This window comes from Phenylobacterium composti DSM 19425 (assembly GCF_059568645.1).
The window spans coordinates 121,425-143,063 of record NZ_JCANTT010000011.1; the positions used below are offsets into that span (position 1 = coordinate 121,425).

Genomic DNA, 21,639 nt, shown 5'->3' on the forward strand with positions numbered 1-21,639 from the left:
CGGCCTTGCGGGCCGTCCGGGACGACGGCTTGGTCCTAGACGGTGACCACCACCTTGCCCATGGCCTTGCGGCTGGCCAGGTGCTTGATGGCCTCGGCCGCCCGTTCGAGCGGGAAGCGTTCGGACACGTAAGGCTTGATCTTGCCCTGCTCGTACATGGCGAGCAGCTCGGCCACGCTCTCGCGGTGCTTCTGCGGGTTCTTGCCCACCCAGGCGCCCCAGAAGACGCCGACGATCTCGCAGCCCTTCAGCAGGGCGAGGTTCAGCGGGATCTTCGGGATTTCGCCGGCGGCGAAGCCCACCACCAGGTACTTCCCCTCCCAAGCGATGGAGCGCAGGGCGGGCTCGGCATAGGCGTCGCCGATGGCGTCATAGATCACGTCGGCGCCGTTGGGCCCGGTGGCCTCCTTGAAGAGCTGGGCCAGCTGCTTCTGGCCGTCCTTGTCGAAGGGGCCGCGGGGATAGACCACGCCGGCGTCCGCGCCCTTGGAGAGGCACAGGTCGACCTTCTCCTGGCTGGAGGCGGCGGCGATCACCCGGGCGCCCACGGCCTTGCCGAGCTCGACCGCGGCCAGGCCCACGCCGCCGGCGGCGCCCAGGACCAGCATGGTCTGGCCGGCCTTGAGCTGGGCCCGGTCCTTCAGGGCATGCCAGCTGGTGCCGTAAGTCATGATGAACGCGGCGGCCTCGTCGAAGGGCATGGAGTCCGGGATCTTCACCAGCCGGGCCGCGTCGAGCGCCAGCTCCTCGGCCATGCCGCCCCAGCCGGTGTTGCCCAGCACCCGGTCGCCGGGCTTCACATTGGTGACGCCCTCGCCGACGCTCTTGACCACCCCGGCGATCTCGCCGCCCGGCGAGAACGGCCGTTCGGGCTTGAACTGGTACCTGTCCTCGATGATCAGCACGTCGGGGAAGTTGACGCCGATCGCCTTTACCTCGACGACGGCTTGGCCCGCCTTTGCTTCGGGAGCCGCCACGTCCTCGAGCACCAGGGTGTCCGGACCACCGACTTGCTTGCTCAGCAGGGCCTTCATGAGCGTCTTCTCCAATCCGTTTGCTGGCGGCGACGCTAGCCATTCGAACGGGCGTTTGAAAGCTGGATTTTGCGCCGCAGTTGGTCCCGGGGCCAGCCTCCCCTATATTCCGCGACCTCGCACAAGGACCTTCCAGTGGGCGTGACCCTCGACCTCAGCCGCGCGCCGGCCCAGCCGCTTGCGACCCAGACCGTGGCCAAGCCGCCGAACCTTTCGGGCATGACCCGGGCGGAACTCGCCGCCTGCTTGGTGGAGCTGGAGATCGCCCGGCCCGAGAAGGCTCGCATGCGCGCCTCTCAGCTTTGGCGCTGGATGCACCACTACGGAGTCACCGACTTCGCGGCCATGACCGACGTGGCCAAGGAGACCCGGGCGCTGCTGGCCGAGCGCTCCACGATCTCGCGCCCCGAGGTGGTCGAGCGGCAGGTCTCCCGGGACGGCACCCGCAAGTGGCTGATCCGCATGGCGCCGGGCATCGAGGTGGAGACGGTCTACATTCCGGACGTAGGCCGGGCGGGGGCGCTGTGCGTCTCGTCCCAGGTGGGCTGCACGCTCAACTGCACCTTCTGCCACACGGGCACCCAGGCCCTGGTGCGCAACCTGACGGCGGCCGAGATCGTCGCCCAGGTGCAGGTGGCCCGGGACGATCTCGGCGAATGGCCCTCGCCCAAGGAGGACCGCCGCCTGTCGAACATCGTGTTCATGGGCATGGGCGAGCCGCTCTACAACCTCGACAACGTGGCCGCCGCCATCGACATCATCGCCGACAACGAGGGCATCGCCATTTCGCGTCGGCGGATCACGGTCTCGACCTCGGGCGTTGTGCCGCAGCTCGCCGCCCTGGGCGAGCGGACCCAGGCCATGCTGGCCATCTCGCTGCACGCCACCAACGACGAGCTGCGCGAGAAGCTGGTGCCGCTCAACAAGAAGTATCCCATCGCCGAGCTGATGGAGGCCATCCGGGCCTATCCGGGCCTCTCCAACTCCAAGCGGGTGACCTTCGAATATGTGATGCTGAAGGGCGTCAACGACAGCCCGGCCGAGGCCAAGGCCCTGGTGCAGCTGCTGAAGGGCATCCCCGCAAAGATCAACCTGATCCCGTTCAACCCCTGGCCGGGCAGCGCCTACCAATGTTCGGACTGGGGCACGATCGAGCGGTTTGCGGCGGTGCTGAATCGGGCCGGTTACGCCTCGCCGATCCGGACGCCCCGGGGCCGCGACATCCTGGCCGCCTGCGGCCAGCTGAAGAGCGAGAGCGAGAAGCTGCGCGCCAGCGCCCGCCGGAAGCTGGAGGCGGAGGCCTGAGGCCGGCGCCAGCCGGCCGGCCCGTATTCCGCCTCACCCCGCCGTGCTAGACGCGGAGCAAGTCCGTTCGGGGGAGAGACCAGATGCCTACGCCGTCGCCTGAGATCCAGGCCTTCGCCACCGGCTTTCCGATCACCCTGCTGCACATCGTCGTCACCATCCTCATCCTGCTGGGGGCGTCGGCGCTCTACGTCCTGCTCACGCCGCACAAAGAGATCACCCTGATCCGCGAGGGCAATGCGGCGGCCGCCGTGTCGCTCGGCGGGGTGATGCTCGGGCTGGCGATCCCGCTGGCCGTCTCGCTCCAGGCCTCCACCAACCTCATCGAGATCGGCCTCTGGGGGGCGGCCACGGTGGTGGTCCAGCTGCTGGTGTTCCGGCTGGTGGACGTGATGCTGCACGGCCTGCCCAGGCGCATCCAGGATGGCGAGATGGCCGCCGCCGCCCTGCTGGTGGGGGCCAAGCTCTCCACCGCCGTGATCGTGGCTGCGGCGGTGACCGGCTGATCCGATGCACTTTCCCCGGCTGCCGGACTGGGTGGTCTATGCCGCCGTCGTGGTGGCGCTGCTGTTCGCGGCGCTCGGACGCGGCGAGCGCGCCGACGCGCCCGCGCCGCCGCCGAAGGTGGGCGAGCCCCTGGGACCAGCCTCGCCCTTCGACCCCTCGGTGGTCGTGGACGTCCCAGACCAGGGCGGCCCGGCCACCGGCACCGCCTTCTCCATCGCCCGCTCGGGGGTCTGGCTGACGGCCCGGCACGTGGTGGAGGGGTGTCCGAAGGCGGCGCTCGTGGTCGGCGACGGGGTCGGCGTGGCCGCCAATGTCCAGATCGACCCGCGCGGGGAGGCGGCCCTGCTGATCACCGAGGGCGGCGCCGAGCCCCTGCCCCTGGCGCTCGACGAGCCGCTGCGGCGTGGCCAGCGCGCCTACCACCCCGGCTTCCCGCAGGGCGAGCCGGGTGAGGCCACGTCGCGGCTGCTGGGGCGCGAGACCCTGGTGGTGCGCGGCCGGGGCGCCCGGTCGGAGCCGGTGCTGGTCTGGGCCGAGACCGGCCGCACCAAGGGCCTGGAGGGATCGCTGGGCGGCCTGTCCGGCGCGCCCGCCCTGGACGCCCAGGGTCGCGTCATCGGGGTGACCATCGCCGAGAGCCCCCGCCGAGGTCGGATCTATACGACCTCGCCCGAGGTGGTGGAGGCGGCCCTGGCCGCCAGCGGCCGCCGCTTCGCCGCCAACGCCGAGGGGCCGACGCTGACTCCGCAGAACTATTTCTACGCCGCCGACGACCTGCGCCGCAGCCTGCGGGTGGCCCAGGTGGTGTGCCTGGCGGAGTGAGCGGTCAGTCTTTCGCGGGGCCCAGGGCCGCCTGTTTTGCGGCCACGACAAAGGCCAGGATCACCGCCGCAACGCCGATGACGGCGGAGTAGACGAAGAACATCACATAGCCCGCGCCCAGGGCCGGCGGCGTCACCTGGGACTTCTCCATGGCGGTGGCGTAGGCCTCGGGCGGCAGCCGCAGGAACAGCGCCTTCAGGCCCGCGAGCACGCCGCCCGCATCGGCCGCGGCGGCCGAGCTTTCCACGATGCGTCCGGACTGCGAGGCGATCAGCTTGCCCGGCAGGGCGTAGAGCGACGAGAAGAGGGCGTACTGTGTGGCCGTGAACCCCGCCGAGGTCAGGCTGGACATGTAGGCGATCAGGCAGGTGCCCGAGACGCCGCCGGCGATGTTGTCGATGCCGATGGCCACGAACAGGGCCCAGAGCTCCGGCCCCTGGAAGGCCAGCCAGGCGAAGGCGAGATTGCTGAGGGGGCCTGCGAAGGCGCCCACCACCAGGGCGCGCATCATGCCGAGCCGGGCCACCAGATAGCCGCCGAGCCCCACCCCGATGACCGTCATGACCACGCCGAACACTTTGCGGGCCTCGGCGATCTCGGTCTTGGAGAAGCCGAGGTCGGCGTAGAACGGGTTCATGATGTTGAGGACGAAGTCCGACAGCCGATAGACGCAGATCAGCGCCAGGATCAGGCCGGCGACGCCCCGGTAGCGGCGCAGGAACTCCACCAACGGCTCGCCCAGGGCGGCGAAGAGGTAGACGCCCGGGCGCGTGCGCACGCCGGGGATCGGACAGATGGCGAGAACGATGACCCCGAGCCCGAGGGCCACCGAGGCCAGCTGCACATAGACCCCTTCCGGCTTCATCTCCCAGGCGCTGCGGATCATCTCGGCCGCGCCCGTGGCGCCCTGGGCGCTGAACAGGGCGGCGAGCATGGAGGCGTCCGCGGCCAGGCCCGAGCCCAGCAGCAGGGCCCCGAACAGGAAGATGGCGAGGCGCGCCAGCCACTCGGGCAGTTCCAGCAGGGGGCGCCTGGGCACGCCCTCCGCGTGTATGGAGCGTATCGTGTGCGCCTTCTCCCGGGGCGCGCCCAGCACCCCGGCGACGCCGGCCAGCATCAGCCCGGCCATCACCGCATAGGAGATGTTCCAGTTGTAGGCCTCGGCCAGCAGCAGCGGGACCGCGCCCGACACCACCATGGCGACGCGGTAGCCCCACTGATAGGCCGCCGCCATGGCGCCCTGCCGTTCGGTCTCGGCGGCCTCGATCCGCCAGGCGTCGATGACGATGTCCTGCGAGGCTGAGACGAAGGCCACGAAGGCGGCGAAGCTGGCCATGAGGGCCAGGTTGCGGGCCGGGTCGACGCCGGAGATCAGCCACAGGCCGGCCATCACCAGCACCTGCAGGACCAGCATCCAGCTCCGCCGGTGCCCGAGAATCCGGGTGAGGCCGGGGATGGTCGTGCGGTCGATCAGGGGGGCCCAGAGGAACTTCAGCGAATAGGAGAGAGTGGCTAGGGCGAAGATCGAGATGACCTTCAGCGACAGGCCGGAGTCGCGAAGCCAGAGCGAGAGGGTGTCGAAGATCAGCAGGTTCGGCAGGCCCGAGGCGAAGCCCAGGGCCAGCATCACGAGGGCGCGACGTTCGAAGAAGATCGCGAGGGCCTGGAGCGCGCCCCGCTTGGGTTCCGCAGCGTCGGCGGTCATGAAGTCTCCGGCCTTTCGGGCGCCCCCGCGCCGTCACCCGACCTTGGCGCGCGCCGCCCCGTTCGTCCAGCCGGGCCCTTGGTCGCGGCCGGCCTCGCGCCGGCCGGGGCCGGTCCAGCGGACCAGGACGGCGCGCAGGGCGTCGGGTGAGAGCGGCTTGACCAGGAAATCGTCCATACCGGCGGCCAGGCAGGTCCGGCGGTCGTCGTCGAAGGCATTGGCGGTGAGGGCGACGATCGGGGCGTTCACCCCGGCCTCCCGCATCCGGCGGGCCGTCTCCTCGCCCGACAGGCCGGGCAGGCGCATGTCCATCAGCACCAGGTCGAAGACCCCGACCCCCACGGCCGCCAGGGCTTCCTCGCCGCCCGCCGCATGCTCGATGACGCAGCCCTCGCGGGTGAGCAGGGCCTGGGCCAGCAGGGCGTTGATGGGATTGTCCTCCACCAGCAGCACCCGGGCGCCCGGCGCGGCCGCCTCGGCGATGCGGTCGTCGTCGCGCCCGGCCTCGGATTCGGTCACCGCCCCGGCGGCGATCAGCACCCGTTCGGCCAGGGAGGCGCGGCGCAGCGGCTTGATCAGATAGCCGGCGAAGCCCGTCTGGCGCAGGCGCGGGATGTGGTCGCGCTCGTCGGGCGCCAGGAGGACGATCGCCGTGCGGCCGGCGGGGGGCGCGAGGCGCTCGAGCGCGACGCCTGCGCCATCCAGCAGCACAACGTCCTCGTGGGCGGTCTTCTCAAGCACCTCCATCAGCTCCGGGCCGGTCACGGCCTGGCCGCCGCTGGCCCGCACCTGCCGCCGGGCGGCCTCCCGGACCACGGGGTTGGGCGAGACGACCCCCACCGTGCGGCCCTCGAGCGGCGGATTCGCCCCGTCGCGGGACCCGGCCGCCGGCATGGCGGCTTCGAACCAGAAGCTGGCGCCCGTGCCGCCGAGCGCCCCCGCAACCGTCTCCACCCCGACCTCGCCGCCCATGGCCCGGGCCAGACGGCGGGCGATGGCCAGGCCCAGCCCCGCGCCGCCAAGGTCGGCGTGGCTCGCCTCGGCCTGGGCGAAGGCCTCGAAGATGCGGTCCCGGGCATGGGCTGCCACGCCGGGCCCGGTGTCCTCGACCGTGAAGCGCAGGCGGCCGGGTTCGGGGACGGATGCGGTGAGCAGCACGCCGCCGGCCTCGGTGAACTTCACGGCGTTGCCCGCGAAGTTGAGGAGGATCTGCCGCAGGCGGCTCTCATCGGCATGGACCTGACCGAGCTCGGCCGGCGCGGCCCAGGCGATCTCCAGGCCCTTTTCCCGGGCGCGGGGCGACAGGAGCTCGCAGACGCCGCGCAGCAGGCTCTCCACGTCCATCGGCTCGGGGTGCAGCTCCACGCGGCCGGCGCCCAGCTTGGCGAGGTCGAGGACGTCGTTGACCAGGGTCAGCAGGTGCTGGCCGCTCTCCCGCAGCGCCGCCACATAGGTCGCCTGTTCGGCGGTCAGGCGCGTGCCCTCCAGCAGCCGCGCCATGCCCAGGACGCCGTTCAGCGGCGTGCGGAACTCATGGCTGAGCGACGCCAGCTGCTCAGCGCTGATCTGGGCGCGCGTCGGGCGGCGCTCGGAAAGGGGTCTCAGCGGTCTGCGCATCGCGCAAGCCTAGGCCGGACCGCTTAACGGTCCGCAAACCGGCGTGCGGCGAGCAGAAATATCGCACGACCTAACGATGTTCGTCGCCAAAGTAGACGCCGCATCAAAGGCGTCGTTTATTAAGGACGTCATGGCGACCCGGACCGAAGCACCGACGAACCCCGCCGAGCTGCTCACCCAGCGCGAGCGCGAATGCTTGCGCCTTGTCGACCAGCACCTGAGCTCGAAACAGATCGCCCGCGAGCTCGGGATGTCGAAGACCTCGGTGGACACCTATTGCGACCGGGCGCGCCGCAAGCTGGGCGTCACCGACCGCTACGAGGCCGCGCGCCTGCTCCGCCGCCTCGATCCGCAGGCTGTCCTGATCGTGTCAGGACAGGACGCGATCAGGACAGACAACCCCGACGAGCCCTGGCTGGATGACCCCGCAACCAACGGGGGAGCCCATGGGCGACTGGCAGAAATTCGACAACCGCGCAGTGATCGGACGAGCGCTCCGCCTGCGTCGGGAGATCGACGACTTCGAGGCGAGGTGGCCCGCCTTGGCCAACCGGGAAGAGACCCTACCGGCCTTTTCCTGGACCCAGCTGGAACGGCAACTCGTCGACCTGTCGGCGACGCCCGCCCAGGCGGACATGGCGCGGCACCTGGTTTCAGCCACCCGGAAGCTGGCCCCGTTCAAGCCGCCGGAGATGGTGCTCCGGGAAATCCTGTGTCTGACCTGGGTTCTCCTGGACGAGAACTTCCGGCCCGACACCGATCAGGACCTGGCGTCAATGAGCTAGGCCCGCTTGCGCGGCTGGGCGTCATCGTGGCTGTGGCGATCATCACGGCCCTCGCTTTCGGGGGCATGCTGGCCGGTCTCCACGCGCTGCAAGGTCTTGCCGCGACCTTAACCTAACGCCTGAACGGCGCAGAAACCGTCAATCCGAAAACCATAGAACGCGCCACCGAACGTGGCGTGAGGGAGAGAGCTCATGCTCAAGCAACGTCGTATGGCCGCCGAGCAGATCGCTGGGGCCCTGTTTGAAGCCGAAGCCGCCATCGACGCGGCCCTGGCCAAGACCGCCCAACTCACCGGCGTGATGCCGTCCCTGCGCAAGATGGCCGGCGCCTCGGCGCTGGTCGGCCAGGACGCGGTTGAACGCGCCAGCCAGGCGATCATGGCCCTCGCCGAGGCCCGCCGCGCCATCGTCGAGACCCACAAGGAGCTCAGCGTGGCGCAGACCCAGGTCGGCCTGGGCGCCGTGGCCCTGGGCGATGGTCAGGACAAGCCGGCGCCGGGCATGTCGCTCACCGAGCAGGGCGGCCGTCGCCTGCGCGAGGTTCGCGCCGCCTGACGACCGTTCCGCAGGTCGGCAGTTCCTGTATCCTGGGCCCTCGGTCGGATCCGAGGGCCCTCCTTGTTTTCGCAGTTCTTTTCGCCAGCGCACCTGCCGTGGACCCTCGCCACGCTCGGGGTGTACGCCCTGGCCATGCGGCGGGGCGGGCCGGACGAGCGCATCTGCGCCCACGCTGTGCTGATCGGCTGGCTGCTGACCAAGCTGGCCGCCCGCTACCAGGGGCTTGAGCCTGAGCTGGGCGTGCTGGTGGTCGACCTCGGGGCGCTTGCGGTCTTCATCTGGGTGGGGCTGCGGTCGGCGCGCTACTGGCCGCTGTTCGCCGCCGGCTTCCATCTGCTGGCGGTGGTGACCCATCTGGCGCGGCTGGTGGATCCCACCGTGGGCGGCTGGGCCTACCTCACGGCCGGGATCATCTGGGGCTATCTCCTGCTGTTCTCCATCGCCTACGGCGCCTGGACGGCGCCGCGCTTCGCCGATCAGGCCAGCGCCCCGACCCCGGCGGGCGCCACGCGGCGATAGATCAGCGCCTCGGCCACATGCACCCGGCGCACGGCGTCGGCGCCTTCCAGATCGGCGATGGTGCGGGCGAGCCGCAGGGTCCGCGTCCAGCCCCGGGCGGACAGGCCGCCGGCTTCGGCCGCCCGGCTCAGCAGGGCGTGGGCCGCCTCGTCCAGGCCCGCCGCGGCCTGCAGGAAGTCGCCGTCCGCCTGGGCGTTGAGCGCCGGCCCGCCCAGGCGCCCGGCCCGTTCGGTCTGCAGCCCCCGGGCGACCGCCACCCGGGCGGCGGCCTCAGTGGTGCCCTCCGACGGCGGCGGCAAGGCCAGGTCGGCCGGAGTCACCGGCGGAACCTCCACCTGAAGGTCGATGCGGTCCATCAGCGGGCCTGAGATGCGGCCCTGGTAGTCCGTCTGGCAGCGGGGCGCGCGGCCGCAGGCGCCGCGGCCCGGGCCGCCGACGCCGCAGCGGCACGGGTTCATGGCGGCCACCAGCTGGAAGCGGGCGGGATAGCGGATGTGCGCGTTCGCCCGAGCCACCACCACCTCGCCGGTCTCCAGCGGCTGGCGCAGGCTGTCGAGGGCCTGGGCGCCAAACTCGGGCAGCTCGTCCAGGAACAGCACCCCGTTGTGGGCGAGACTGACTTCCCCGGGCTTGGCCTTGAGGCCGCCGCCGGTGAGCGCGGCCATGCTGGCCGAGTGATGCGGGCTGCGGAACGGCCGGGCGCGGGTGAGCCGGCCCTTGGCGATCAGGCCCGCCACCGAATGGATCATCGAGGTCTCGAGCAGTTCCTCGCTGGTCAGGGACGGCAAGAGGCCGGGCAGGCGGGCGGCCATCATCGACTTGCCCGAGCCTGGAGGACCCGAGAACAAAAGGTTGTGGCCGCCGGCGGCGGCGATCTCGAGCGCCCGCTTGGCGTTCTCCTGTCCCTTCACGTCGCGCAGGTCCGGGATGCGCTCGTCGTCCGCCATGGGCCCGGGCTTCGGCGGCGACAGCATCTGGGTTCCGCGGAAGTGGTTCACCAGGGCGACCAGCGACGGGGCGGCGAGGACGCGGGTCTCGCCCGCCCAGGCCGCCTCGGGCCCACAGGCTTCGGGGCAGATCAGCCCGAGGCCCATGCCGCCCGCGGCCACTGCCGCCGGCAGGGCGCCCGCCACCGGCGTGATCCGTCCGTCGAGCGACAGTTCGCCCATGGCCGCCCAGCCTTCCAGGGCGTCGGGGGGAAGGATCCCCATGCCGGCCATCACCGCCAGGGCGATCGGCAGGTCGTAGTGGCTGCCCATCTTCGGAAGGTCGGCGGGGGCGAGGTTGGCGACGATCCGGCGGCCCGGCATGGCGAGGCCCATGCCGGTGAAGGCGGCGATCACCCGCTCGCGGCTCTCGGCCACGGCCTTATCGCCCAGGCCCACGACGACGAAGGCGAACGAGCCGGCGGTGAACTGCACCTGGACGTCGACGCGCACGGCCTCCACGCCCGAGAACGCCAGGGTCACCACCCGCGCCGCCATCCGACCCCCCGAAATTTGCGGAATTCAGATCAACTTATCCACAAATCGAGCACGAAGCTCGGGCCGGATCAAGAACATATAAAGAACTTTTAGAGAAAGTGAGACGACTCCGTAACTTGGGAAAATCTTCTCAGCTATCGCCCGAGGCCGTCAGGCGGCGCGGATCGCCTCGATGCGGGTCCACATCACCTCGGTGGCGTCGATCCCGGTGAAGCGCTTCAGGGCCACGGCGCCGGTGGGCGAGGTGACGTTGATCTCGGTGAGGTAGTCGCCGATCACATCGATGCCCACGAACAGCAGGCCGCGGGCCTTCAGCTCGGGCCCGATGGCGGCGCAGATTTCGCGGTCCCGGGCGGTGAGGTCCACCGGCTGTGGCGCGCCGCCCACGGCCATGTTGGAGCGGATCTGGCCCTTCGGCGGCAAGCGGTTGATGGCCCCGACCGGCTCGCCGTCCACCAGCAGGATGCGCTTGTCGCCCTGGGTCACCGACGGCAGGAACTTCTGCACGATCACCGGCTCTCGGCCGATCTGGGCGTGCAGCTCCAGCATGGCGTCGATGTTGGGATCGTCCTGCAGGTGGCGGGTGACGCCCGAGCCGCCGCGGCCGTTCAGCGGCTTCATGACGATGTCGCCGTGGCGGGCGCGGAAGTCGTAGATCGCCTCGCGGTCCTGGGTGATCAGAGTCGGGGGCTGCAGGTCCGGGAACCGGGTGACGAAGAGCTTCTCCGGAGCGTTGCGCACCTCGCGGGGGTCGTTGACCACCAGCACCTGCGGGTGGATCGCCTCCAGGAAGAAGGTCGTGTCGATGTAGTGCATGTCGAACGGCGGGTCCTGGCGGAGCAGCACCACGTCGAACTCCGTAAGCTCGGCTCGCCGCCACGGCCCGAGCGTGGCGTGGCCGCCCGCCACCCGCTGCACCTGCACGTCGCGACCGCGGGCGAACACCCGGCCGTCCTCCATGGCCAGCTTGTCGGTGGTGTAGACGAAGAGCGAGTGCCCCCTGGCCTGGGCCGTCTCCATCATCAGGAAGGTCGTGTCGCCCTCGATGTTCACGCCTTCGATGGGGTCCATCTGGACCGCGACTTTCAGGGACATGCGCTTCCTCGGGCTGAACGGCTCAGGCCTGAGGACATAGGCCCGAAGCTCGCCGGGCGCTAGCGTCGGACGATGGCCTCGCGGGGCAGGGTGTCGGCGCGCACCCCGACCAGCACCAGCTTGCCGCCCTGGGTGACGATGACGGCGTCGTCTCCCTCCTGGCGCAACTCCCAGGCGACACCGGGCTCCACCAGGACCCGGTCGCCCTCGGCGACCGAGAAGTCCAGCACCCGGTCGGTTCCCACCCCGTCGCGGGTGACGAAGGTGTCCGGACCAGGGCCGCCCCGCAGGATGTCGTCGCCGCGGTCGCCGCTGATCCAGTCGGCGCCGGCCCCGCCGTCGACGGTGTCGTCGCCGGCCCCCGCGCGGATGATGTCGGCGCCGTCCCCGCCCTCGATCACATCGTCTCCGGCCCGGCCCGGGATGAATTCGCCGCGCCGGCCGCCCACCAGGACGTCGGGCCCCGGGCCGCCGCTCAAGGTGGGCATCGGCCCCTTGGCTTGCGGCCGGGCCACCTGGTCCTTGGCCGCCACCCGATGCGGGCGCGCCAGGGCCGCTTCGATCCGCTCATGCGCCTCGGGGCTGGCGGGCGGCGCTGGGTTCAGCACCAGGGGCAGGCCGTTCTCCACCACCTCGGTGATGACTACGTCTGGCCGGAAGCGTTCGATCAGGTCCTCGCGCCAGGGGCCGTCCTGATTGTGGGCGAGAACGATGCGGCTGAAGTGGCCGTAGAAGAACGGCAGGACGGCGTTGGAGAACGAGTCCATGGTCATCAGCAGTACGGGCTTGCCCGCCTGGCCGGTCTCGACCACCCGCGGCGCCGTCCAGTCCTTGACCGGCGTCAGCCACTCCACCGTCAGGGTGTTTTCGACGCGGGGATCGTCGAACTCGGGGTAGTCCACCCCCACGAAGCTCGCCACGCCGAGCATCAGCGCCAGGTTGCGCGGCTTGTTGGGGTCGTGCTCGCGGACCTCCACGAAGTCTTCGAGCGGCCGCGGCCCCTCGGCGACGCCCAAAGCCTTCAGCCGCCGCATCACCGCTGCGTAGCCGTAGTAGGCGCCCAGCCCGGTCCAGTGGGTGTCGTGGGGCGTGTAGGTCCTCAGGCCCCAGCGGGTCGGCGTCTCCAGCGCCTGATGCAGATAGAGCACCTCGCCCGCCTGGGACGCGGCGGCCAGCCGGCTCAGCAGCTCGGCGGGGCGGTTGCGGCTCGGCCCCGGGTACCAGCGCGGCCCGAACTCGGCGTACAGGGTCTCCTTGTCGGGGGCGGCGATGACCAGATAGGTCGCCCCCCGCGCCTCCAGGGCTTCGGTCCGGCCCGCCAGGGCCGCCAGCCACTCCCGGGCCTGGGCGTCGGTGTAGACCGGCTCGTTGCGCGCCGAGCCGAGGTGCGAGCCGTTGTCGAAGAACAGCCATCCCTGGCGCCCGACGATCACATTGGACGCGCCGCTGATCCCCAGCCGATAGCGCAGCAGGTTCAGCCCGCCGATCAGATGCGGCCGGGCCGGGAAATGGTCGGCCACCCAGGCGTCGGCTTCCTTAGGGAAGTCGCGCAGGGCCGACCAGGAGAGCTGAAGCCGCGGCGCCGGGGCGGGCAGGCGGTTTTCGGCCAGGTCCGGCGCAGGGGCGAGCCGGGGCGCCAGGAAGCCGGCGGCCAGCACGGCGAGGCTCGCCCCGATCAGTCCGGCCCAGTGTCGCTTCAGCGGATCCACGTCAGAACCGGAAATAGAGGAACGGGTTGAGGCTGGAGCCCGCCAGATAGGCGATCGAAAGCACGAGGCCTGCGATCAGCAGCGGGGTGGCCAGCACATGGACGCCCTGGGTGTCGAGGCGGGGCTCGATGGTGGGCGAGGGCGGAAGCCTGGGCGCGCCGAGCCGGGCCATGGCCCAGGGGAGCACCGGATAGGCGAAGACGCAGCCGAGGGCGAGGGCGGCCAGGACCTGATTGTCCAGCACCGCTTGGGTGGCGACCGGCAGGGGGCGGAAGCCGGCGGGGTCCGCCAGGGCGGCCCAGTAGCGCAGGGCCTCGCTGAGGCTTTCGTCCCGGAACAGCACCCAGCCGGCCATCACCGTCAGCAGGGTGTAGACGACGGCGACGACCCTGGGCAGGCGTTCCAGCAGGCGGCCGACGCCGAACCGCTCGATGAGCAGGAAGCCGCCGTGGAAGAGGCCCCAGACGATGAAGTTCCAGGCCGCCCCGTGCCAGAAGCCGGTGAGCAGGAAGACGATCAGCAGGTTGCGCACGGTCCTGGCGCGGCCGCCGCGATTGCCGCCGAGCGGGATGTAGACGTAGTCGCGGAACCAGGACGACAGGGAAATGTGCCAGCGCCGCCAGAACTCGGTCACCGACCGGGCCATGTACGGGTAGTCGAAGTTCTTCGGGAAGGTGAAGCCCAGCATGAAGGCCAGGCCGATGGCCATGTTCGAATAGCCGCAGAAGTCGAAATAGATCTGCAGGGTGTAGGCCAGCATCCCCAGCCAGGCGGTGCCGGCGTCGAGGGTCCCGGGCGGCAGGCCGAAGGCGTGGTCGGCCAGGGGCGCCACGGAGTTGGCGATCAGCACCTTCTGGCAGAGGCCGACGATGAAATACTGGATGCCCAGGCCGATGCGGCCGGTTCGGCGGCGGTCGGCGTGCAGCTCGTCCCGGATGTGGGCGAAGCGGACGATGGGCCCCGCGATGAGGTGCGGGAACATCAGGATGTAGGCGGCGAATCGGACCGGGTCGCGCTCCACCTCCACCTGCCGGCGGTGCACGTCGAACAGGTAGCTGACCAGCTGGAAGGTGAAGAAGCTGATGCCGAGCGGCAGGCGCGGGTCGATGTCGGGCAGGGGCGCGCCCGGCAGGATGGCGTTGAGATTGGCCGCGAAGAAGCCTGCGTACTTGAACCAGCCGAGGACGGCGAGGTCGGCGCCGATCAGCAGGCCGAGGGCCAGGCGCCGCCGTCCCGGCTCGGCCAGCCCGTCCAGCCAGCGGGCGCCGGCGTAGTTGAGGCCGATCAGGGCCAGCAGCAGGAAGACGTAGGGGCCCTCGCCCCAGGTGTAGAAGACGGCGCTGCCTGCGAGCAGGGCGCCCGTCCGCCATCCGCTCAGATAGTAGCCGAGCAGGAAAAGGGGCAGGAAATAGAAGATGAAGATGACGGAGCTGAAGACCATCCGTCGCTGAACGCCCCGCCCGCCGTCGAATCGCCAGAGAGGATGCGGGGTCGCCGGGCGGGCCGCAAGCCGGCGACCGACGCTCGCGACCGCCGGGGCCGTCAGTTCAGCCGCAGGCGCACGCGCTCCCGCTGGGCCCGGGCGGCGATGGCTGCGCCGCCGTCGATGGCGCTGGCCCGCTGCAGCGCTTCCAGGGCGCCGGTGAGCGCGCCCTGGCCTTCCCGGGCCGAGGCCACGTCCAGCCACGGGCGGTGGTCGGCCGGGTCGAGCAGCGCCCGGCGCAGGGCCGCCCGCTCGGCGCGGGCGTAGTCACGCACATTGCTGGCCCGGGCGAAGATGATGTTCTGCAGCCGCATCAGCACGGCCCGGTCGCTCACCGGCGCCATCAGCCGGTCGAGGCGGTCGGCGACATTGGGCGTCAGGCCCGCATGCAGCGCCCGGCGAGTGAGTTCGGAGGGCAGCACCACCCGGCCTTCCGAGAACGGGTCCAGGGCCAGCGGCCCCTCCTCGGTTTCGATCCGCAGCAGGAAATGGCCGGGGAAGTCGACGCCCTGGACCGTCAGGCCACAGCGGCGGGCGGCGTGCAGGTAGAATATCCCGAGCGTGACGGCGAGGCCCCGGCGGGTTTCGGCGACGGTGAGGATGTCGGCGTTGCCCAGCCCTTCGGTGGCGAAGAGGTCGCCGGTGAGCCGCAGGTCGCCCGACATGCTCTCGGCCAGGGCCTCCTCCGGACTCTCGCGCTTCAGCCGGTCCTTGAGGCGCTCGACCCCCGCCGCGGCCAGCTCCCGGGCGAGGGACGGATCCCGCGTCGGGTCCTCGTGCATGGCGCAGGCGATCGCAGCCTCCAGCAGGGGGAACTCGCCCTCAGGGGCGGCGCCTGCCTCCAGCAGGATCGTCTCAGCCTCCGCGCGGTCCATCCGTCTCGTACAGCTCGCCCGTTTTCATGCGCCCTTCCAGGCGTCCGGAATATGCATAGGAAGCCGCCCCGGCGCGAGGGCCACGAGGTCGAGGCGAACCGACGCACCCTTAAGGGCGGGACGTTTGGCCGCAAGGCCGGCGCCGGCCCGCCGCAGGCGTTCGCGCTGGTCGTGGGAGACGGCGTCGAGGGCGGCGGCCAGGTCGGCGCGGCGCTTCACCTCCACCACCGCCAGCACCCGGCCGCGCAGGGCCAGGAGGTCGATCTCGGCCTGGGGCGTCCTCAGGCGAAAGCCGAGGATGCGGTAGCCCTTGGCCATCAGCCACAGGGCGGCGGCCACCTCGCCCCGGCGGCCAGCCCGCCGCGCGCTCGATCCGCGCGTCGCCCGCTCGGCGCGCCGGGCGCCTGGGACGGGCGGGCGGAGGCTCACCGCTTGAGCTCCAGGGCCCGCCGGTAGAGGTCGCGCCGGGGCAGGCCGAGGGCCTTGGCGACCTCGGCGGCGGCGTCCGCCGGCTTGAGCCGGGTGAGGGCCTCGGCGAGGGCGGCGTCGGCGTCCGCGGCGGTGGCCAAGGCTTCGCGGCCCGGCCCCACAAGGATGACGATCTCGCCCTTCGGCGCCTCGAAGCGCGGGTCGGCGGCCAGCTCGGCGAGCGATCCGCGCACGATGGTCTCATAGAGCTTGGTCAGCTCGCGGCAGACCACCGCCTCGCGCTCGGGGCCCAGCACCTCGGCCATGTCGGCCAGGCTGGCGGCGAGGCGTGAGCCGCCCTCGAAGAACACCAGGGTCGCCCGCAAGCCGGCGATCTCGGCCAGGAAGGTGCGGCGGGCGGCGGACTTGGGCGGCGGGAACCCCGCGAACAGGAAGCGGTCGGTGGGCAGGCCCGAGGCGGAGAGCCCCGCCAGCAGGGCCGAGGCGCCCGGGACCGGAATGACCGGGAACCCCGCGCCGGCCGCCTCACGCACTACCCGATAACCGGGATCGGAGACCAGGGGCGTGCCTGCATCCGAGACCAGGGCCACCCGCCCGCCGCTGGCCAGCACTTCCAGGGCTCGGGGCGTGGCGCGAGCCTCGCCGTGCTCGTCGCAGCGTTCGAGCCGGGCCGAGAGGCCGAAGGCCTGCAGTAGCTTGGCCGACACCCGGGTGTCCTCGGCCAGCACCAGGTCGGCCTGGGCCAGGACGTCCAGGGCGCGCAGGGTGATGTCGCGCAGGTTGCCGATGGGCGTGGCCACCACATAGAGGCCGGGCGCCAGCGGGGCGTCGTCGAGGATCGGGGGCGGCAGGGCGCGGGCCATGGCGCAGGCTTCGCCGCTCCCGCGCGGGATGGCAAGGCTCAGACGAGCAGTTCCCGCGTCACCGCGTCCAGCACTCGGCGGCCCCGGGGCGTGGCGCGCAGCCGCTCGGGATCGTCCGCCAGCAGACCGAGCGCCACGAGCCCGGCGATGCGCTCGGGCGGGATGGCCAGGGCCGCCACCTCGGAGCGGGCCACGCCCTCGGCGATGCGCAGGCCGCCGAGCAGGCGCTCCTCGGCCGCCTCTTCGGGCGTCAGGAGTTCGCGGTCAAAGCCGCCGGCGATGTAATCGGCGGGGCGGTCGGCGGCGCGGGTGGCGAGGCGGCCGGCCTCGGTGGTGATCCGGCCGTGGGCGCCGGGCCCAACGCCCACATAGTCCCAGCCCCGCCAATAGACGAGGTTGTGCCGGGAGCGCGCCGCTTCCCCGCGGGCGTGGTTGGAGACCTCGTAGGCGTCGAACCCCAGGGCCGCGAGCACGTCCTGGGTGGTCTCGTAGAGCTCGGCGGCCGGCTCCTCCGCGGGCGGGACCAGCACGCCCCGGCGCACCGCCCGCTCGAAGGCCGTGCCCGCCTCGATGGTGAGCTGGTAGGGCGAGACATGCTCGGCCCCGAGGTCCGCCGCCGCCCGCAGTTCCGCGGCCCAGGCGGCGGGGGTCTGGCCGGGACGGGCGTAGATCAGGTCCACCGACAGCCGCGGAAAGACCCGGGCGGCGGTCTCGGCGGCGCGTCGGCCCTCGCCGGCGCCGTGGTTGCGGCCGAGCATCCGAAGGGCGTCGTCGTCGAGAGATTGCAGGCCCAGGGACAGCCGGGTCACGCCGGCGTCGCGGAAGCCCTGGAACCGCCCTGCCTCGGCGTCGGTCGGATTGGCCTCGAGGCTGACTTCCAGGTCGTGGGCCGGGCTCCACAGGCGCCGGGCCGCCGTCACGATCTCGCCCGCCCGGTCGGGGTCCATCAGCGAGGGCGTCCCCCCGCCGAAGAAGACCGAGACCAGCCGCCGCGGGCCGGTAAGCTCGCGCTGGGCTTCCAGGTCGCGGACGATGGCCCGAACGAGGTCGGCCGCCTCCGCCTCTCGCCCCCGGGCCCGGAAGACGTTGAAGTCACAGTAGGGGCAGATCCGCGCGCAGTAGGGCCAGTGGACATAGACGCCCAGGGGAATGTCCCCGGAGGCGCCGCCGCCCGCTGCGGCGGTGGTCACAACAGCGCCGCCTTCAGCTTCTGGAAGGCCCGGGCGCGGTGGCTCATGGCGTCCTTCACCGAAGGCTCCAGCTCGCCGAAGGTCTGGTCCAGGCCCTCGGGCACGAAGATCGGATCGTAGCCGAAGCCCCTGTCGCCCCGGGGCGGGAAGGTGAGCACGCCGTCGATCCGGCCCTCGACCACCACCGCCGCGCCGCCGGGCCAGGCCACCGCCAGGGCCGAGGTGAACCAGGCCGAGAAGTCCTCGGCGCCCGCCTCCTCCAGCCGCTCCTCGACCTTCCGCATGGCCATGGCGAAGTCCTTCTCCGGACCCGCCCAGCGCGCCGAGTAGATCCCCGGCGCCCCGCCGAGGGCCGCCACCGAGAGGCCGCTGTCGTCGGCCAGGGCCACGAGGCCTGAGGCCTCGGCCGCCGCCCGGGCCTTGAGCAGCGCATTGCCGACGAAGGTGCTCTCGGTCTCCTCGGGCTCGGGCAAGCCCAGCTCGCCCGCCGCCACCAGCTCGAAACGACCCTCCAGAATCTCGGCCAGCTCCCGCGCCTTGCCGGGGTTGTGGGTGGCCACCACCAGGTGGGCGCCGGGCTCAAGTCGCAGGGCCATTCGTCTCTCCGTTCCTTGTGCGCCGGGATCATACCGCAGCCGCAGCAGGCCACATTACCAAAGTTTCATATCGTTACTCGATATTCATTTGATCGAGAAACGATGCGGCCATATCGATAATCACAACAGTGAAGCGTGTCCCATCCAAACCGATGCTGCAGCGCAGCATCACCAGACAGGAGAGTTCCCAATGTTCGCCAACGTCATGTCCTTGGTGGATCGCGCCGCCATGAGCTTCGTCGTCATCCTCGCCGCCGTGCCGATGCTGGCCATCGCCGCCGCGCAAATCTAGGTTCGCGCCCTAGGGTTCGTCAGATCCGCTCCGGCCGTGGACTAGAAACCGGCCGGGCGGGTTAGACGCCAGTCAAGCGGGGTCGTCATCGCCATGCGCGCCTTGGGTCCGGGCTCGGTATCGAGCTTCCTGAAGATCATCCTGGACGTCGTCTTCGGCGCCCTGTGGGTCGGGCTCGTGGTGGTGGCCTTGATCACCCTCGCCGCCGTGCTGCTGAGCTTCAACCCCGACCTGTTCGCCGACGTCACCATCGATGCGGAAGCGGGCGAGGTCATGCGCAAGGGGCCCGTGCTCGCCGCCGGCCTCGCCGCCGCCGCCCTCTATCTCGCCGGGGTCCTCGTCATCGTGGGCTGCCTGCGCCGCATCTTCGCCACCCTGACGGCGGGCGATCCCTTCCATCCCGACAATGTCGCGCGCCTCCGCCTCATCGGCCTGATCCTGGCCGGGCTGGAGTGCGGGCGTTACGCTTTCTGGGCCGTGGGGGCCTGGGTGCTGCCCGGGGTCGCCGACGTGGAGCCCACCTTCAGCCTCACCGCCTGGTTCTCGGTCCTGGTCGTGTTCGTCCTGGCCGAGGTGTTCCGCGAAGGCGCGCGCCTGCGCCGAGAAGCCGAGCTGACCATCTGACATGCCGATCCGCGTCAACCTCGACCGCGTGCTGCTAGACCGCCGCATGTCGCTCACCGAGCTCGCCGACCGCGTGGGCGTCACCATCGCCAATCTGTCGATCCTGAAGACCGGCAAGGCCAGGGCCGTGCGCTTCTCGACCCTGGCCGCGCTCTGCCGCGAGCTGGACTGCCAGCCGGGCGACCTGCTCGTCTATGAAGCCGGGCCTGACGAGCCGCCCGACCTGGACGGCGCCTGACCCGGCGGCGCGCTAGCGCGCCACCGCCGCCCGCTGCAGTTCGCAGAGCTCGCCGATGCCCTTGCGGGCCAGGCTGAACAGGGCGTCGAACTCGGCCTGGGAGAAGCCGCGCTTCTCGCCCGTGGCCTGCACCTCGACGATGTCGCCCGAGCCGGTGAGGACGAAGTTGGCGTCGGCCTCGGCGTTGGAATCCTCCTCGTAGTCGAGGTCGAGCACGGGCGCGCCGGCGAACACCCCGCAGGAGACCGCGGCCACCTGATCGAGGATCGGGTCAGCGGTGATCACGCCTTCCTCCAGCAGGTAGCGGGTGGCCAGGCGCAGGGCGACCCAGGCGCCGGTGATCGAGGCCGTGCGGGTGCCGCCGTCGGCCTGCAGCACGTCGCAGTCGACGGTGATCTGGCGCTCGCCGAGGGCCTTCAGGTCGGTGACGGCGCGCAGGGAACGGCCGATCAGGCGCTGGATCTCCTGGGTGCGGCCCGACTGCTTGCCGGCGGCGGCCTCACGGCGGCCGCGGGTATGGGTGGCCCGGGGCAGCATGCCGTATTCGGCGGTGACCCAGCCCTGGCCCTTGCCGCGCAGGAACCCGGGCACGCCTTCCTCCAGGCTGGCGGTCACCAGCACCTTGGTGTGGCCGAAGCTCACCAGGCACGAGCCCTCGGCGTAGCGGGTGACGCCGGTCTCAAGGGTGACGGGGCGGAGAAGGTCGGGCTGGCGTTCGGACGGGCGCATGGGAACTTTCGGAATGGTTTCGGCGTCTTGCGCCGGGGCAGGCGGCGCTTATCCTAACCCGAGAGGCGCCGTCCATGGGCGCCGCAACCTGTTCGCACGCTGACGTGACCCAACCTTTCCTCGCCCGCGGCCCGACGTTGAGCGAACTGGACGAGCGGGCCCGTGAGATTTTCCGCCGCATCGTCGAGAGTTATCTGGAGACCGGCGAGCCCGTGGGCTCGCGCACCCTCTCCAAGGGCGGCCTGCCGCTGTCGCCGGCCTCCATCCGCAACACCATGCAGGACCTCACCCAGCTCGGCCTCCTGGGCGCGCCGCATGTGAGCGCCGGGCGCCTGCCGACCCATGCGGGGCTGCGCCTGTTCGTGGACGGCCTCCTGGAGGTGGGCGACATCGCCGAGGAGGAGCGGCGCAACATCGACGCGCGCCTGCGGGCCCACGGCCGCAACTACGAGGACGCCCTCAACGAGGCCTCGGCGATCCTGTCGGGCCTGGCGGGCGGGGCCGGGGTGGTGGTCACCCCGATCCGCGACGCCGGCGTGACCCATGTGGAGTTCGTGCCGCTGTCGGGCGAGCGGACCCTGGCGATCATGGTCTTCGACGACGGCACGGTGGAGAACCGGCTGATCCGGCGGCCCATGGGCGTGACCCCGTCGGCCCTGCAGGAAGCCTCGAACTTCCTCAACGCGCGCCTGCGCGGCCGAACCCTGGCCGAGGCCAAGGTGGACCTGCGGGCCGACCTGGAGCGGGCCCGCCGGGAGCTCAACGAGACCGCCGCCCGGCTGGTGGAGGACGGCCTCGCGGCCTGGGGCGGCGGGGACGATGACGCCCGGGCCCTGATCGTCCGGGGCCGGGCCAACCTGCTGGAGGACCGCGAGGCCATCGAGGACCTGGAGCGGGTGCGCTCGCTGTTCGAGGATCTGGAGCAGAAGGAACAGCTGATCCAGCTGCTGGACGGGGTCCGGGAAGGCCAGGGCGTGCGCATCTTCATCGGCGCTGAAACCCGTCTGTTCTCGCTTTCGGGTTCCGCCGTCATCGCGGCGCCCTATATGACGGGCTCGCAGCGGGTGGTCGGCGCAATCGGCGTGATCGGACCAGCCCGCTTGAACTATGCCCGGGTCATTCCGTTGGTGGATTACACCGCCCGCGTGCTTGGCCAGGTGATGAACGCATAAGACCAGGT

At 71.4% G+C, this 21,639-nt stretch carries 22 protein-coding genes and 1 pseudogene; 10 read left to right on the forward strand and 13 right to left on the reverse strand.

Going from position 1 to position 21,639, the window contains the following annotated elements; translation table 11 throughout:
- Window positions 1-35: 35 nt before the first annotated feature.
- Window positions 36-1,034 carry an NADPH:quinone oxidoreductase family protein gene (locus tag BO64_RS03560; protein ID WP_496401900.1) on the reverse strand — a complete coding sequence of 333 codons (999 nt, stop codon included), beginning with the start codon at window positions 1,032-1,034 and terminating at the stop codon, window positions 36-38.
- Window positions 1,035-1,169: 135 nt separating this feature from the next.
- On the opposite strand from BO64_RS03560, the gene rlmN reads away from it, so the two are divergent.
- The 3 genes from rlmN to BO64_RS03575 all read left to right on the forward strand — a co-directional run bounded on the left by rlmN (window position 1,170) and on the right by BO64_RS03575 (window position 3,668).
- Window positions 1,170-2,339, forward strand: a complete 1,170-nt coding sequence (rlmN, locus tag BO64_RS03565) for a dual-specificity RNA methyltransferase RlmN (protein WP_496401901.1) — start codon at window positions 1,170-1,172, stop codon at window positions 2,337-2,339.
- Between the two features lie 83 nt (window positions 2,340-2,422).
- On the forward strand, window positions 2,423-2,845 hold the full coding sequence (locus BO64_RS03570; RefSeq protein ID WP_496401902.1) for a DUF350 domain-containing protein: 423 nt from the start codon (window positions 2,423-2,425) through the stop codon (window positions 2,843-2,845).
- 4 nt (window positions 2,846-2,849) lie between these two features.
- Window positions 2,850-3,668, forward strand: coding sequence for a S1 family peptidase (locus BO64_RS03575; protein WP_496401903.1), 819 nt, complete (start codon window positions 2,850-2,852; stop codon window positions 3,666-3,668).
- Between the two features lie 4 nt (window positions 3,669-3,672).
- Here BO64_RS03575 and BO64_RS03580 read toward each other — a convergent pair whose 3' ends face one another.
- Window positions 3,673-5,373 (reverse strand): AmpG family muropeptide MFS transporter, encoded by a 1,701-nt coding sequence (locus BO64_RS03580; RefSeq protein ID WP_496401904.1) that lies wholly within the window; start codon window positions 5,371-5,373, stop codon window positions 3,673-3,675.
- A 33-nt stretch (window positions 5,374-5,406) separates the two neighbouring features.
- The gene (locus tag BO64_RS03585; RefSeq protein WP_496401905.1) at window positions 5,407-6,990 is read right to left on the reverse strand and encodes a response regulator; all 1,584 of its coding nucleotides are present in this window, start codon (window positions 6,988-6,990) and stop codon (window positions 5,407-5,409) included.
- A gap of 130 nt (window positions 6,991-7,120) precedes the next feature.
- Between BO64_RS03585 and BO64_RS03590 the strand changes: the two are divergent.
- The 4 genes and pseudogenes from BO64_RS03590 to BO64_RS03605 form a co-directional block, all read left to right on the forward strand.
- Window positions 7,121-7,312 (forward strand): annotated as a pseudogene (locus BO64_RS03590) (response regulator transcription factor); the annotation flags it as partial.
- 97 nt (window positions 7,313-7,409) lie between these two features.
- Window positions 7,410-7,775 carry a hypothetical protein gene (locus BO64_RS03595; RefSeq protein ID WP_496401906.1) on the forward strand — a complete coding sequence of 122 codons (366 nt, stop codon included), beginning with the start codon at window positions 7,410-7,412 and terminating at the stop codon, window positions 7,773-7,775.
- A 192-nt stretch (window positions 7,776-7,967) separates the two neighbouring features.
- Window positions 7,968-8,330, forward strand: a complete 363-nt coding sequence (locus BO64_RS03600) for a hypothetical protein (RefSeq protein WP_496401907.1) — start codon at window positions 7,968-7,970, stop codon at window positions 8,328-8,330.
- Between the two features lie 63 nt (window positions 8,331-8,393).
- Window positions 8,394-8,852, forward strand: coding sequence for a hypothetical protein (locus BO64_RS03605; protein ID WP_496401908.1), 459 nt, complete (start codon window positions 8,394-8,396; stop codon window positions 8,850-8,852).
- On the opposite strand, the gene BO64_RS03610 is transcribed toward BO64_RS03605, so the two are convergent.
- From BO64_RS03610 to rdgB, 9 genes are all read right to left on the reverse strand, one after another.
- On the reverse strand, window positions 8,810-10,336 hold the full coding sequence (locus BO64_RS03610) for a YifB family Mg chelatase-like AAA ATPase (RefSeq protein ID WP_496401909.1): 1,527 nt from the start codon (window positions 10,334-10,336) through the stop codon (window positions 8,810-8,812). The two genes, BO64_RS03605 and BO64_RS03610, sit on opposite strands and share 43 nt — an antisense overlap.
- A gap of 150 nt (window positions 10,337-10,486) precedes the next feature.
- Complete coding sequence (gshB, locus tag BO64_RS03615) at window positions 10,487-11,431, reverse strand: glutathione synthase (RefSeq protein ID WP_496401910.1); 945 nt, start codon at window positions 11,429-11,431, stop codon at window positions 10,487-10,489.
- Between the two features lie 59 nt (window positions 11,432-11,490).
- Window positions 11,491-13,140 carry an alginate O-acetyltransferase AlgX-related protein gene (locus BO64_RS03620; protein WP_496401911.1) on the reverse strand — a complete coding sequence of 550 codons (1,650 nt, stop codon included), beginning with the start codon at window positions 13,138-13,140 and terminating at the stop codon, window positions 11,491-11,493.
- A gap of 1 nt (window position 13,141) precedes the next feature.
- The gene (locus BO64_RS03625) at window positions 13,142-14,581 is read right to left on the reverse strand and encodes an MBOAT family O-acyltransferase (protein ID WP_496401912.1); all 1,440 of its coding nucleotides are present in this window, start codon (window positions 14,579-14,581) and stop codon (window positions 13,142-13,144) included.
- Window positions 14,582-14,682: 101 nt separating this feature from the next.
- A complete protein-coding gene (locus tag BO64_RS03630) occupies window positions 14,683-15,498 on the reverse strand; it encodes a transglutaminase family protein (RefSeq protein WP_496401913.1) in 816 nt (271 codons plus the stop codon).
- Window positions 15,499-15,522: 24 nt separating this feature from the next.
- Window positions 15,523-15,927 carry a YraN family protein gene (locus tag BO64_RS03635; RefSeq protein ID WP_496401914.1) on the reverse strand — a complete coding sequence of 135 codons (405 nt, stop codon included), beginning with the start codon at window positions 15,925-15,927 and terminating at the stop codon, window positions 15,523-15,525.
- Window positions 15,924-16,790, reverse strand: coding sequence for a 16S rRNA (cytidine(1402)-2'-O)-methyltransferase (rsmI, locus tag BO64_RS03640; protein ID WP_496401915.1), 867 nt, complete (start codon window positions 16,788-16,790; stop codon window positions 15,924-15,926). Before rsmI ends, BO64_RS03635 begins: the two co-directional genes overlap by 4 nt.
- A gap of 38 nt (window positions 16,791-16,828) precedes the next feature.
- Complete coding sequence (gene hemW, locus BO64_RS03645; RefSeq protein ID WP_496401916.1) at window positions 16,829-17,980, reverse strand: radical SAM family heme chaperone HemW; 1,152 nt, start codon at window positions 17,978-17,980, stop codon at window positions 16,829-16,831.
- Window positions 17,977-18,576 (reverse strand): RdgB/HAM1 family non-canonical purine NTP pyrophosphatase, encoded by a 600-nt coding sequence (gene rdgB / locus BO64_RS03650; RefSeq protein WP_496401917.1) that lies wholly within the window; start codon window positions 18,574-18,576, stop codon window positions 17,977-17,979. The genes hemW and rdgB overlap by 4 nt, the downstream gene beginning before the upstream one ends.
- 385 nt (window positions 18,577-18,961) lie before the next feature.
- Between rdgB and BO64_RS03655 the strand changes: the two genes are divergently transcribed.
- Window positions 18,962-19,492: a DUF2975 domain-containing protein gene (locus BO64_RS03655; protein WP_496401918.1), complete on the forward strand. Its 531-nt coding sequence runs from the start codon at window positions 18,962-18,964 to the stop codon at window positions 19,490-19,492.
- A gap of 1 nt (window position 19,493) precedes the next feature.
- Complete coding sequence (locus BO64_RS03660) at window positions 19,494-19,730, forward strand: helix-turn-helix domain-containing protein (protein ID WP_496401919.1); 237 nt, start codon at window positions 19,494-19,496, stop codon at window positions 19,728-19,730.
- Between the two features lie 12 nt (window positions 19,731-19,742).
- On the opposite strand, the gene rph is transcribed toward BO64_RS03660, so the two are convergent.
- Entirely contained in the window at window positions 19,743-20,459 is a 717-nt protein-coding gene (rph, locus tag BO64_RS03665; RefSeq protein ID WP_496401920.1) for a ribonuclease PH, read from the reverse strand.
- A 74-nt stretch (window positions 20,460-20,533) separates the two neighbouring features.
- Here rph and hrcA point away from each other — a divergent pair, with 74 nt between their 5' ends.
- A complete protein-coding gene (hrcA, locus tag BO64_RS03670) occupies window positions 20,534-21,631 on the forward strand; it encodes a heat-inducible transcriptional repressor HrcA (protein WP_496401921.1) in 1,098 nt (365 codons plus the stop codon).
- Window positions 21,632-21,639: the final 8 nt, after the last annotated feature.